This window comes from Limnoglobus roseus (assembly GCF_008254045.1).
In the GTDB taxonomy this organism is placed as follows: domain Bacteria; phylum Planctomycetota; class Planctomycetia; order Gemmatales; family Gemmataceae; genus Limnoglobus; species Limnoglobus roseus.
This window is the reverse complement of sequence record NZ_CP042425.1, coordinates 6,796,389-6,808,699: the sequence shown is the minus strand read 5'-3', so window position 1 is coordinate 6,808,699 and position 12,311 is coordinate 6,796,389. Positions and strand designations below refer to the sequence as shown.

Annotated in this window: 16 protein-coding genes; 11 read left to right on the top strand and 5 right to left on the bottom strand. The window is 65.1% G+C overall.

The window, feature by feature from the left end:
- Positions 1-82: 82 nt before the first annotated feature.
- From PX52LOC_RS29065 to PX52LOC_RS29055, 3 genes are all read left to right on the top strand, one after another.
- A complete protein-coding gene (locus tag PX52LOC_RS29065; protein ID WP_149113366.1) occupies positions 83-511 on the top strand; it encodes a DUF3592 domain-containing protein in 429 nt (142 codons plus the stop codon).
- A 154-nt stretch (positions 512-665) separates the two neighbouring features.
- Positions 666-1,478 carry a hypothetical protein gene (locus tag PX52LOC_RS29060; RefSeq protein WP_149113365.1) on the top strand — a complete coding sequence of 271 codons (813 nt, stop codon included), beginning with the start codon at positions 666-668 and terminating at the stop codon, positions 1,476-1,478.
- Positions 1,479-1,611: 133 nt separating this feature from the next.
- The gene (locus PX52LOC_RS29055) at positions 1,612-2,193 is read left to right on the top strand and encodes a glycosyltransferase domain-containing protein (protein WP_149113364.1); all 582 of its coding nucleotides are present in this window, start codon (positions 1,612-1,614) and stop codon (positions 2,191-2,193) included.
- Here the strand turns inward: PX52LOC_RS29055 and PX52LOC_RS29050 are convergent.
- Positions 2,145-2,534: a hypothetical protein gene (locus tag PX52LOC_RS29050; RefSeq protein WP_168219275.1), complete on the bottom strand. Its 390-nt coding sequence runs from the start codon at positions 2,532-2,534 to the stop codon at positions 2,145-2,147. The two genes, PX52LOC_RS29055 and PX52LOC_RS29050, sit on opposite strands and share 49 nt — an antisense overlap.
- A 268-nt stretch (positions 2,535-2,802) precedes the next feature.
- Here PX52LOC_RS29050 and PX52LOC_RS29045 point away from each other — a divergent pair, with 268 nt between their 5' ends.
- The 3 genes from PX52LOC_RS29045 to PX52LOC_RS29035 all read left to right on the top strand — a co-directional run bounded on the left by PX52LOC_RS29045 (position 2,803) and on the right by PX52LOC_RS29035 (position 4,612).
- A complete protein-coding gene (locus tag PX52LOC_RS29045; RefSeq protein WP_149113362.1) occupies positions 2,803-3,183 on the top strand; it encodes a hypothetical protein in 381 nt (126 codons plus the stop codon).
- A gap of 237 nt (positions 3,184-3,420) precedes the next feature.
- Positions 3,421-3,966: a vitamin K epoxide reductase family protein gene (locus tag PX52LOC_RS29040; protein WP_168219274.1), complete on the top strand. Its 546-nt coding sequence runs from the start codon at positions 3,421-3,423 to the stop codon at positions 3,964-3,966.
- Between the two features lie 121 nt (positions 3,967-4,087).
- Complete coding sequence (locus PX52LOC_RS29035; protein ID WP_149113360.1) at positions 4,088-4,612, top strand: hypothetical protein; 525 nt, start codon at positions 4,088-4,090, stop codon at positions 4,610-4,612.
- Between the two features lie 383 nt (positions 4,613-4,995).
- Here PX52LOC_RS29035 and PX52LOC_RS29030 read toward each other — a convergent pair whose 3' ends face one another.
- The 4 genes from PX52LOC_RS29030 to PX52LOC_RS41115 form a co-directional block, all read right to left on the bottom strand.
- On the bottom strand, positions 4,996-5,292 hold the full coding sequence (locus tag PX52LOC_RS29030) for a hypothetical protein (protein ID WP_149113359.1): 297 nt from the start codon (positions 5,290-5,292) through the stop codon (positions 4,996-4,998).
- A 405-nt stretch (positions 5,293-5,697) separates the two neighbouring features.
- Positions 5,698-5,880, bottom strand: coding sequence for a hypothetical protein (locus tag PX52LOC_RS29025; RefSeq protein WP_149113358.1), 183 nt, complete (start codon positions 5,878-5,880; stop codon positions 5,698-5,700).
- A 74-nt stretch (positions 5,881-5,954) separates the two neighbouring features.
- The gene (locus tag PX52LOC_RS29020; protein ID WP_149113357.1) at positions 5,955-6,149 is read right to left on the bottom strand and encodes a hypothetical protein; all 195 of its coding nucleotides are present in this window, start codon (positions 6,147-6,149) and stop codon (positions 5,955-5,957) included.
- A 588-nt stretch (positions 6,150-6,737) separates the two neighbouring features.
- Complete coding sequence (locus tag PX52LOC_RS41115; RefSeq protein WP_168219273.1) at positions 6,738-7,805, bottom strand: ISAs1 family transposase; 1,068 nt, start codon at positions 7,803-7,805, stop codon at positions 6,738-6,740.
- Between the two features lie 979 nt (positions 7,806-8,784).
- Here PX52LOC_RS41115 and PX52LOC_RS29010 point away from each other — a divergent pair.
- The 5 genes from PX52LOC_RS29010 to PX52LOC_RS28995 all read left to right on the top strand — a co-directional run bounded on the left by PX52LOC_RS29010 (position 8,785) and on the right by PX52LOC_RS28995 (position 12,300).
- On the top strand, positions 8,785-9,108 hold the full coding sequence (locus PX52LOC_RS29010; protein WP_149113355.1) for a hypothetical protein: 324 nt from the start codon (positions 8,785-8,787) through the stop codon (positions 9,106-9,108).
- Positions 9,109-9,650: 542 nt separating this feature from the next.
- A complete protein-coding gene (locus PX52LOC_RS43485) occupies positions 9,651-9,776 on the top strand; it encodes a hypothetical protein (RefSeq protein WP_261345042.1) in 126 nt (41 codons plus the stop codon).
- A gap of 208 nt (positions 9,777-9,984) precedes the next feature.
- Positions 9,985-10,392: an IS5 family transposase gene (locus tag PX52LOC_RS29005; RefSeq protein WP_168218752.1), complete on the top strand. Its 408-nt coding sequence runs from the start codon at positions 9,985-9,987 to the stop codon at positions 10,390-10,392.
- A 14-nt stretch (positions 10,393-10,406) separates the two neighbouring features.
- The gene (locus tag PX52LOC_RS29000) at positions 10,407-10,814 is read left to right on the top strand and encodes a transposase (RefSeq protein ID WP_390635774.1); all 408 of its coding nucleotides are present in this window, start codon (positions 10,407-10,409) and stop codon (positions 10,812-10,814) included.
- A gap of 226 nt (positions 10,815-11,040) precedes the next feature.
- Positions 11,041-12,300: a PAS domain-containing sensor histidine kinase gene (locus PX52LOC_RS28995; RefSeq protein WP_149113354.1), complete on the top strand. Its 1,260-nt coding sequence runs from the start codon at positions 11,041-11,043 to the stop codon at positions 12,298-12,300.
- The last annotated feature ends 11 nt before the right edge of the window (positions 12,301-12,311 follow it).

Here is a 12,311-nt window from a genome sequence, read left to right as displayed (position 1 = left end):
TTGGTGCTCGCCTTCGGTGTTCGTAAATCACCCACCCCGAAGGGTTTCAACCCATCACACCCCGCGGATTGGACCCGCAAGCATGGCACCCCTCATCTGCGGTTCGCTGGTCGTCTTACTTCTGGTACTTGTTGTCGCCGCGGTCGCCGCCACGGTCGTTCAGCACGTTCGGAAAATGAAGGAACTTTGTGAGCACGGCCAGGAAGTCAAAGCCGTGGTCGAACGGAACACGCTGTTGGCCGGGTACAAGGTCGGTGGGGTTGTTTCCGTGGTGAAACAACGCGCATCACAGCAGCGGGAAATCACCTACCACTACACGGACGCCGCCGGCACCCCTTACACGGGTACCTACACCGTGCGGGCGGCCGACGTGCCCGAATTCACCAGCCTCCAAAAAGGCATGCCGTTCCCTATCGTCTACTCGTTGCGGAACCCAGCAGTTAGCGCGCCCAAACACCTCGTCGATACGTTCCGCCCGGGGATGTCGAAGCGGTCCCCCCGCGGGCGATAGCCCAATTGACACATCCGACAGAATGTCCATTCCTGGCATCCGTCCGGCGAGCGGCCGCGTATGGTATGTGTCCGTCCGTTGGAGTGTGCCCTATCCGGCTAACCACAACGAGCCCGGCAAGCAAAGCTGGGTGTAGAAGGATTGAGAGGCGGCCATGGTTACGATCGATGTGCCGAAAACGACCCTGACCATGGCGGTCCCGGGGACCAAGCCCACGGTGACGGCGGACCCCGGCCCGCCGGTCGGGTTCGCCTTCAATTCGCCGACGATCGACGCGAACGGTTCGATCCGCCTCAAAGGAACGGCGGGAGACAGCGTCGCCGGGTGGACTCTCGGGTTCGTTCAACTCAAGTACATCGGCACGAACCACTCCCGGTACCGCGGCGCGACCGTTCGGGACGGCAGTATCCTGATCACTCACAGCAACCAGATCGTGTGTCGTGACACCGACATCGGATCGACTGAGGTGTGGTACGACAGCCTCAACTCGGGCGGAACAACGGGTCCGACGGGGACGAACAAACTGGCCGCCGGGACGGTCATTCCGGCGACCGGGTTTCTGGACGTCCCCGCCCACTTGTTCGACCAACCTAGTCGGTGGTGGGCGTCCGTCGAACCGAATCCCATCGTCACTGGGCACCCGAACAACTTCCTGCACTACACCGTGGTCGAATTGCTCTTCTGCACGATGCTTGTGGCCCAAGAGCCGGGCGGCAAGTTCCACCTCCTTAAGCACTTCTACTGGAACGTCATCTGGGAGCACACGTTCAAGGTCGACGGCACGGGTGCGGTCGTATTGGACAAGGCGGTCCGCTTGCAGCAGAACGTGCAGCGGCCGTCCCACAGCGGCAACCCGCGGGACAGCAAGTTCCTCGGCAAGGAGTTCGACTTGAAACTCCCCGTGAGTAACACCGTGTCCCGCCGTGCCCCGGCCAAGATCGCCGCCAAGGACTGGAAACAAGGGTAGTTGTCACGCCCGCTCACGTGCGGGACAGGTGTAACAGGGGAAATTGCCGGCACGACTGTCGCCTTGACAAACCGGCCGTGCCCGGGCCATTCTGCGAAGCGTGCCCCGCGTTCATCCCGGACGGTGACTTCGCGTGAAAATCTTGACCGTTGCCAGTGATCCCAATCGGGCCAACATTCTGATCGACGGCTGCCGCCGCTTCGGAGTCGAGCCTGTTGTCCTCGGGGTGGGGCAGCCGTACCCGAACAATGTCATCAAGTTGCACTACGTTCGCGAGGCGATTCGCGGACTCGACGAGCCGATCGTCTTTTTGGACGCCTACGACGTCGAAGTCGTCAAAGACCCGAAGGCGATGGTCATTCCGAACTACGTCGTGTTCGCAGCGGAACGGTATTGTTACCCAGACTGGAACCGGGAAGCCGATTACCCGGCCCCGCCGTTCGACACGCCGTACAAGTTCCTCAACTCGGGGTGCTATTGCGGCCCGTCCCAGCTCCTCTCTCACCTGCTGGACCCGCTCGAACTCCAGGGGCACTCCGACCAGGGGATCATCACGCAGGCCTTTTTCGCCCACCCCGGTCGCATCCGGTTGGACTACGAGCAGCAGTACTTCCACTGCCGCAACGGCGCGCGGATTCTCGAGGTGCCCGACACCTTCTTCGTGCACTACAACGGCGGGTCGTGGTCGGCCCCGTACGCCCACGTCCGGTCGTAAGCCCGGGCGGGTTCGCGGTCGAAGAAGTGTGGGTACGCCGCCTGTTCGAGAGGCTGGTCGCAGTCGTGGACGAACATCCGCCACCCGTCGCGCTTGGCCAGTTTCGCAGCGGCCCGGATCGGAACGACGCGGCCCGGATCGTCGGCGTCAACGCCTCGCGGTCCGTCCACGAGAATCACGTCCCACGTTCTTGACGTGACGGCCGCCGGCAGGCTGTGACCGACGACTGCCAACCCGTCACCCACGCGGGTGCCGTAGTCGTGCGGCGTAATTTCCCACCCGCCCGTCGGCAGTGTTGCCGCAACCCGTTCCGCCCACGCCGGCGAACTCTCGACGAACAATGTGACACCAGCCGGCGAGCAGGGCCAAGATGAGCGCGACGAGGAGAGTCGCGATGCGGGCGGGGCGGCGCATGGATCACTTTTGGGTGAGCGAAACTGAAGTACGGGCAAAAGGTCGGGTTCGGCAGTCCTCAAGGCATCCCTGCGGCGGGCCCTTGACCGGGGCCGAGCGGGCGGTTAGCCTGATCGCTCTTCGGTGTCGGGAGCAGTTCTCCCGACATCAACCGCGGCGACACCACCGCGATCTGAATGGTGCCAGAGGCCGACTATGACTCTCCCGCGACTCTCTCCGCTAACCCTCGCCGCCGTCCTGACGTTTGCCATGGGGTGCTCGAATAAGGGGGACCGCGAGGGCAAGGTCACCGTCGTCGTCGGCAAGAACCTTCAGGCCCTCGACGTCACCCTCGTCGATTGGCGGTACTCGGCCTCGGAACAGACGTTCGGGGTGAAACTCAAGACCGCCAAGCCGGTCCCCAAGCACACGTACCTGATCCTCAGCGGCCCGGGCCTGTCCAACGTGCAATCCCTGTTGCCGTCCGGCGAGGCCATCAACGAGGGCCGTTGGGTCGACTACGGCGGGTCGAAAGCGCTCGGCAACCCCATCGCCAACTTCCCCACCGAGGGGGAGATCACTATCGACACGCGGTGAGTGGGCTGGTCCTTAAAACACCCACGCCCTGAACCCCGCCCGTCCTCCGCAAATCCGGGCGAATCGCGCCACGGGGTCAGTGAGGACATTCCAGACGCGGCGTATTGACCAGGGTCAGGTGGGTAGCGTGAGGCGGGTTCTGCGACAGAAACGACGGGCAACGAAAGGGGGTATTTGATGGATCTGGGTTCTACCCCTTCCATGAACGGGGACAAACGCCGCCGGTTGGAGAGACTGTTGACCGTCGTCCTGGCCATCGCGGCCCTGGACACTATCTACCTGTCGTGGCGGTTCACCGCTCTGGTCGGCGGGTGGGTCACGCCCGGCACCGGCGTGTGCTCTTGGACTGCTCGTGTGGACTGCGACAAGGTTCTTCAAACGCCCGAGGCCCGCGCGTTCGTCGTCCCGAACGCTGTCCTCGGCCTCGGGTTCTACACGGGTGCTCTGCTGTGGTGGCTCGCGGGACGGCGACTCGGGTCGGCCTATCGCCCTCACCTCGTTCGGAGTCTGGCCGTCTGGTTAGGAATCGCCTCGTTGATGACATTGTGGTTTTGGCGATTGATGTTCGGCTTGGACTGGCTCTGCCCGTTCTGCCCATGGAACCACGTGCTGACATACGCCGCCCTCTATTTGGCGGTTCGCGTCTGGCGACTAACGCCTCACCCACTTCACCACGAACCCCTGCGCCCGCTCCTCCGGCTGGTGGCGATCTGCATACTCTGGTTTTGGGCGTGGCAAGGACTGTGGTTCCTCGCGGAGGCGACCGTTCTCCATCGCCCGTAACCACCACGAGTGATGCGCAACGCTCCTCGCAAAACACTGGTACGGACCTGCTGACAGAAATGACGTAAATGACACAATGAGAAGGTGACTGCCCTGACTCACCGACCGAAAGGAACTCCCCATGAACATCCGTCAGCCGTTCGTCGCCGCCGCGGGCCTGCTCGCCCTGTCTCTCCCCGTGAGCGCCCAGAAGCCGACCCCCGCGAAGGCGCCGTCCGCGGAGGCGAGGCCGAGCCTCAACCCGCTCGCCCTGATTCAGAACCCGCTCGCGGACCTCGGTCCGACGGTGCAGAACCTTTTGGCGGCGGCCGAGAAGTTCCAACAGATCACGGAGGCGGTCAAGGAGCTCGCCCCGGTGGTCAAGGACGTGTCGAAGCAAATTGGCGGGGACGCGGTCAAGGTCAGCGAGAACGTGGCCTCGATCGGCAAGGACGTGGACCCCTTCGGCCTGCGGATGGCACTCGCCACCATTCGGGAGCAGAACCAGACGATCCTGGCGATGCAGCGGGCCGAGTCGGCGCGTCAGGAGCGGATCATTCAGGAACTCCAGGCCGAGAACAAGAAGTTGAAGGAGGAGTTGGCGGCGAAAGGCGTCGGCAAAGGGACGGGCGTCAAGGGACGGGCGGGGGTGAAGGCGAGTCGGTGAGGTCGTTTGGCCGTTTTATGCCATCTAACAAAGTGCCCGCCATGACCATGCCAGTGAGGAGGACGGTAACTCCGTGCCTTCTCATTCCACGTCTGTGAAGAACTATCGGCGGAACTTTACTGACGTCAGTAAAATGCTCAGCTAAAGCCTCTGCACCAGGAATACCCTTCACTCGACGGAGGGTATTCGCCACGTCCGCTTTCAAGAACCCGCCACCGCCCCGACTTCATCCCCTCGCGCATCACGTCCGGGACGAGCAATCGCCCCGTCAGCATCGGGACGGCACACGGCCGCCGGTACCGGCGGCGGAATCCGGGGTCACTTCACGAGCGGTGTCCTCTTCGGGATCGCGGGATCAATTCCGAGTTTCCGCATCCGGACGTTCACGAGTCCTTCGCCTGTGCCCTGTCGACTGGATTTCGCTCCGTCAGCAGCGTCTCGGATCCGTCGCTGCGGGTCCCGGCGGCCGGGCTAGTCCGCGGGCGGTGGTGGAGTACGCCGCGCGCGGCGTGCTGGTACGGCACGTCATCGAGTTGGCTGTCCAAGTCGTCCCGATGGCGGGCGGAGCGATCAAGTTGGTCGGCGTACCACCGGTACTCAGCGGCGGTCGTGCCCAACAGGTATACGACGCCGGCGAGTAAGGCAACGGGGATCGCCAAGGAGAAGCGACGTCGGGTCATGGGAGAACCACTCCGGTGAGGTTGCAATGTGACAAGTAACCCGCACACCACACCCCGCGATAGTGGAAAAATCACCCCTCCGGACGGATTGTCGGAAATTCTTTTTTGCGTGTTCGTTTCCGCTGTACTGCCTCGCTACACCGCGGGCGATTCCGCAACGGCTGGCGCCCCGCTTACTGCTATTTCCCGCGAGGCAACGTGCCGATGGACTTCGGTGAATCGCCACGACTCATCACTATGAACACCTCCCGGTCGCCGTGTCGAGGACGTACGCCCCGCACTGCTGCCAGGGTTGGCCGAGATCTGGTATCGTCCGATCGGCACAGGGGCAGAGTTCTGGGCCGCGGTCAAAGGCAGGGACCGCCCGTCGGCACGGCCCGACGGGCGGCGAGCTGTACGGCCGGATTACGGCTCGACGGAAACGTGTACCCAGTCGGAGAAAATGCGGGCCCCGTGATTCCATGTCGAGGTGATGTAAACGGCCCGCACGAGGACCCGCTCCGCCACCGGGTACTCCCACGTACCGTCGAGGCCGTTGGCGAACTCGCCTTGCCCGACGAGAGCAACGCCCTCGCCGGGTTGAAGCACCTTCTGGACACCGTAGGTGGTCCCCTGTCGATTGAGTGACGGACGCCAACCAAACTCCGCCTTCAACTCAAGGCTCAACCGAGCGTCGGCGACAGATACGACGCTGGCTCACGCGACCGGCTCATCAACTGAATGTCGAACACCTCCGAGATCGCGGTCTTTTGATGGACTTTCAACGGCCGCTTGACCCGCAGCCGCACGTCGGCCGGGCGGACCACGTCGAACTCGACCGGCGGCGAGGACAGTGTGAATGTCGGTACGCTGTCCATGAGGGTGACGTCCCCGACACCTCGCCCGTTTCTCGCCCCGTACTCGTAATGAGCCCGAAGGCGGACGGGCCCGGCCGCTGGAATTCGAACTTTTGCGGGACGTGGAGTTCCACCCGCCCGCCAAGTTCGAGCACTGACACGTCGCTTCGCCAATCGCCTGCGGAGGCCAGACAGGTGCCGCAGTACCCGTACCGGCGTGTCTCGGAAACCGGTACCCAGTTGCCGTCCCCCGGGTCGATCACGGCCGTCCAGGTCACGTACGGTTCGCGCGAGGGAGTTCCGATCCGTGCCCCGGCTTAACGAACGGGTGCGACAGGTCCGTCGATACATTCCGTAGCGACACGACTACCCACGGGTCGGTGCCGGCCGTGAGCGTCCGGGGGCCCTTGAGTTCAACCGCGAGTCGCAGGTCGGCTTCGATCTGTTGTCGTGGGGAGAGGCGTGGTGGCGGCCCCAGCCGCGGTCCGAACTCGGCCGCCAAACCGACAATCGCGGCCAATACGCCCACGAGAGCGAGCAGGGCGAACGCATCTAATCCTCCATGAATCCCTGCAAGACCTGCATAGATAGCCCTCGCCAAGGGCAGCCTTAAACCGCTTGGCTTTGACGCGGCCCTTGCCCGGGTCCTGCTTGAGGAGTGAGGCCGCCACCCGTCGCACCATTCCGATGTTGGTTCCGGCGTGCTTGGCGGCCGTCTTGTTCGCGTCCTCCCGGAAGGCCACGTCCAGGCACCCGTGCAGCTCGTTCTCCACCGCCCAGTGCCGGCGAATCAACCGCCCCAACTCGGCGGCCGTCCCCCTTCAGGCTTGTGACGTAGTAGTGAGCGGTGTCGGTGCGTTTCCCCTTCACCTCCCGGTCCCGCCCGACCAAGATCACGGCCGCCACGTCCGGCCACTCCGGTGGTAGCCCCTCGGGGTCGTAGACGACGGTGACGTACCGCTCCTCGTGCCGCCCGTGCCCACGTTCAACCGGCTCGTGCCGGCCGTGCTTCACCCCGGCGAAGTCGGCCTCGCACGCCCGGTCGAACACCCCGGGCACGGCGTCGTGGAGGGCCGGCTGGTTGCCCTTCACGGCCAGCAGGTCGTGCCCGCCGCCCGTGCGGATCTGCTTGGCGATCTCCTTCTGGCACCCGGCCGCGTCGAGCGTCACCAACGCGCCCTTCCGGTCCAGCGCCTTCAACAACTCGGGGATGGCGGCGATCTCGTGCGACCCGTCGGCCACCGCCTCCTGCCCCAGGATCGGCCGGTTCTCGGCCGCCCACGCGCCGACCAGGTGTCGGCACCCGCTGAACGTGCCGTTGGGAGCCGACCGGCACGCCTTCCCGTCTACCGCGATGTGCTTCAATCCGGCCGCCTCGCACGCCGCGCCGACCCAAGCGGCCACGCACTCGCCGAACCGCTTCGGGTCGAGACGGGCGAACACCCGATAAAATGTGTCACGGCCGGGGATGCCGTTCGGCAGGGTCGGGAACGTCTTCAGCCCGTCCGCCTTGGCCTGGCCGATCGCCTCCACCTCCTCCCACGAGTCGGCCCCGGCGATGACGGCACACCGGGCGACCACCAGGATGTCGCCGGGGGAGGGCTTCTTGGTCCGGTCTACTCGTGGGTCGGGCCGGTCGGCGAAGTGGCGGGTGATCGAAACGTCCTGCTGCGGCATACCGGGCCTCCGTGACATCGGCTGGTGTACCTCGCTCGGGGGCCGGACGCCACGGTTCGGAGGCCCGAGGGGGGGCAGGACCGGCCAGGGCGAGGGCCTCGCCCTGGGGGACAGGCTGTGTGGAAACGGGGTGGGCGTCTCGCACGGCGGCCGAGGATACGGGGGAGATGGAGGGCCTTCTACAGGGCAAGGGTTGCCCCCGCACGCTCCGCCTATTCGCCTGCGCGCGTTGCCGGCGCATCCAAGCTTGGCGGGACGACCCGCGCGGCCAACGAGCCGTGGATGTGGCCGAGCGGCACGCAGGCGGATCAGGCCGCGACCGAGATTGACGACGCCACGGGCGAGGACGGGGACTTCCGACCGTACAACGCCGCCCTTGCTGCCCACGGGGCCGCCGCCCCGTGGTCCGACCCGTCGGGGGTTGTCTCGGTGGCGAGCCACACCGCCTTCTACGCCCTTCGGGCGGCGGACCCCGTGCCGGAGTCTTCCACCCGGGCCGGTGGGCGTGGGCCGAACGGGGGGCACAGAGGCCGAGATCGACGGAGCCATCGCGGCCCCCCCCCGGAGGTGCGAGAGTTCTTGTGATCGGGCTTGGACCCGGCACCGCAAACTGCACAAGTCGAGGTAAGCTGACCCGAGAGCGACGCGGCGAGCGCGTGGACTTGGATGAGCGGCTCGGTATGAGGGAGCGCAATCGTCCGTACCTCGGTCATGCCTGAGGGAGGTCGCAATTGCCTTCGCCCTGCCCATTTGAGCCGTGCGATGAAGGGCACGCGGAAACGAGTGAGGCACAAGTCAGCGAAGTTCACGCCATTCCCGGCATATCGTCCGAATTTCCTGGCGAGTTCCAAGCGGGGATCTCTGCATGGTCCTTTGCGGTCGTGAAGGTTCCGGTCATGCGAATGCTCCACTACCTTGCACCGGCGCACTCACCGAATCACGGGATCCAGAACCCGGTACTGGATCGGGAGTGTACGGGGTGATGCTTGAATCCCCCGACGACCAAGAATCTCTGAAATTTTTTGGGGATTCTTCCGCAACCATCCACTCGGCGGCGTTCTCCCGAGTTGACTCCAGCCCACCTCCAGCGGCCCCGCCGTCGCTGCAAGATCTGCCGCCATCCGCCGCACCGCCGTCTTACAACCCGGCAATCGGACGTGCCCGCGTTCGCATGTTCGCCGCGCAAATGCCTGCCGTCGGAAGAACGGGCCGCACGGTTTGTGACAGCAAGCATGATCAGCAGGAACGGCCACAGCAAGACGTCGATGCCGACGACCAGTCGGGCAAGAGGAAAAAACGATGATCATGGACACTACTTACGACCCCTATCTGCCGTTTCGGCAAGCAGACGCCGATGACTTCCGCGTCTAACTTCTTCTGCGCCCGGACAACAACCGCGCCGAACAATTCGTGGGCCGGGACGACGGCGGGGTGGTGATGAGCAAGGCTCCACTTTCGCAACCCGCGTGGTCTGGAATTCAGGCCTGGATTTCTGATGCGTACCGCGTGAGTTCGACCGGCGCGCCATCTGTCCAGCCTGTCGGGCGGTGAGAAACTCTTCGCCGCCGGTCAGCGGTTTCCACGACCTCGATTCGCCCTTCACGAGAGGGCGTGTCCGCTTCCGAAGTAATTCCACCATCCCATTCTGCCTCGCGCCGAGTTTCACTGGCGTTTTCAACCCCGTTCCCGTCTCGAACCGAATGGCGAATTGTTGCTCCTCCGCCCTGGAGATGGCACTTGCGGGTACGACCAAAACGTGGCGGGCGGAAATAGCCACGGGAGCCGCGTTCGACCCGATTCCGATTTTGGGCCCCGATCCAACTCTGGCACCTGCGGGGGACGGAGGTGCGGAAGGCGTTCGGCCTGAAAGCCGCGAAAGTGTTCCTCGGCCAAGCCTTGGTGGACGTGACCCAAGTGTACGACGAGCGGGACTTCGCACTCACGGCAAAGTTCGCCGCCGGGACGGAGTAATGCAATAGGGGCGGAAAATTAAGCCGTCCATTGACGATGCCGCGCTGCTCAACGTGCCGCACGGCACGGGCATTTTCCCCTCGCCCCGAAGGTCAACGAACCTGCAAATTCTTTCGGTGTCATTGGTGCTGATTAGGCCGTGTTGACGAGCCGTGTTCGTTCGGGGTAAGAGTTTAGGTCGATCCCGACCATTCCGAGGCACGACGCCGTGCGGTACTTGCTCACGGACGACCACTGGGCCATCCTCGAACCGCTCGTCGCCCAGGCCAAGCAGTTCACCGGCGGCCAGCCGCCACGCCTGTCCGACCGCATGTTCTTCGAGGCAATCCTGTACTGGGCCCGGACCGGCATCCCATGGCGGGATCTGCCGAGCGAGTTCGGGGCGTGGGACGCCGTGTACCACCGGTTCGGCCGGTGGGCCCGCTCGGGCAGCCTGCGGCGGCTGTTTGAACTGCTGACCGCCAACCCCGACCTGGGTGACGTCCGCCGCATCCTGGTCGACTCCACCGTCGTCCGCGCCCACCAGCATGCGGCCGGGGCACGGCGGAAGAAAAAAAGATCGGGGCGGCACGAAGTGCTCGCCGTGAGGGTCTTGGCCGCAGCCGGGGCGGGCTGACCACCAAGGTTCTCGTGGCGGCCGTCGACGAGGGCACGGCCCTCGCCGTCGAAGTGTTGCCGGGCCAAGCCCACGACGCCCCGCGGTTGGAGCCGCTGCTCGACGCCACCATCGCTCGCGTGCCGCACTTCGACGAGGCGGTGTGCGACAAGGGGTTCGATGGGGACGACCAGCGGCAGGCGTGCGTCGACCGGGACGTGTTCCCGAACATTCCCAGCCGGAGCAACCGGGTCGAGCCCCAGCCGTTCCTGCCGGACGGGTATCGAGAGCGGAACAAGGTGGAGCGGCTGTTCGGCAAGGCCAAGCAGTTCCGCCGGTTCGCCACCCGGTACGAGAAGCGGAAGACGATGTTCCTCGGTGTGGTCCATTTGGTGTTCGGCGTCCTGCGACTACGGCGACTCAGGAACATCAACACGGCCTAACACAGCTACCAACCACGTCAGTTGGAGTCGAAACTCCTCATTATGCCTGGAGTGAGCTTTTGAAGCCTTAGTTTAACTCCGACGGATTGATCCGTCAGGTATTCCCTCACTTCCATTTGACACTCTGCCGCCGATCCCGTTCGCTCACTACACTTCGGCGGCTACCGAAGCGCCCGATTGATCCCCGGTTTAGGCGAATTGGCCTGAGAGGTCGAACGACATCACCATGCGCCACAGCGAACAAGAATCGCCCACTGCCAGCCAAGCCGAAGCATTGCGAATCAGTGAAGACCGGTACCGGGCTCTCGTGCTGGCGTCGAGTCAGATCGTGTGGTCGTACGCGGCGGAAGGCGGCATGGGGTCGTTCAAGCAGGTCGAACAGTGGTGGGAGAATTTGACCGGTCAGGCCGCCGAAGGGGCCGGTGCGTCGCCCACGCGATGGCTCGAAATGGTCCACGCCGACGACCGGGACGCGACGGCGGCGGCGTGGGGTTCGGCGATCGCGGCCGGGGATGCATACGACATTGAGTACCGGGTGCGGGGGCGGGACGGGGGCTGGCATTTCGTCCACGCCCGCGGGGTGCCGATCCCGCGGGCCGACGGCGTCATTCGGGAGTGGGTGGGAACGCTCACCGACATCACCGCCCAGCGGCGGGCCGAGGCCGACCGCGAGCGCCTCTTGCGGGAGGTGGAGGCCGAGCGGCGGCACCTCGCCGAGGTGTTCCAGCACGCCCCGTCGTTCGTGTGCGTGCTCCGCGGCCCCGACCACGTCTTCGAACGGGTCAACGACCGGTACGCCGAGTTGCTCGGCGGTCGCCCCCTGGTCGGCCGGGCCGTTCGGGAGGCTGTCCCCGAGGTCGAAGGGCAGGGGTTTTTCGAGATCCTCGACCGGGTCTACCGGACGGCCGCCCCATTCGTCGCGTCTGCCGCGCGGGTCCGCCTCGCCCGGGGCGGCCGGTTGGAAGAGCGGGTGCTCGACTTCGTGTACCAGCCGTTGCGGGACGCGGACGGGCGGGTCTCGGGGATTCTCGTCCAAGGGGTGGATCTGACGGCCCACCACCAGGCCGAGGAACGACTCCGGCAGGCCGCGAAGATGGAAGCCGTGGGCCACCTGGCGGGCGGCATCGCGCACGACTTCAACAACCTCCTCACGGTCATCAACGGGTACTCGGCCATGATGGTCGAGGACGAGGGCAGCGACGGGCGGGCGGGCGAGATCCTCGCCGCCGGGCGGCGAGCGGCGGAACTGACGCAACAGCTGTTGGCGTTCAGCCGCCGGCAAGTTTTGAAACCGACGCCGTTCGACCTGAACGACCTCGTCGTCAACCTCAGCAAGATGCTCGGCCGGTTGATCGGCGAGGACATCCGCGTGACCACGACCCTCCGGCCAGCCGTCGGCCGCGTGACCGCCGACCCCGGGCAGGTCGAGCAGGTCTTGGTGAACCTGTGCGTCAACGCGCGGGACGCGATGCCGCGGGGCGGCTGACGATCGAAACG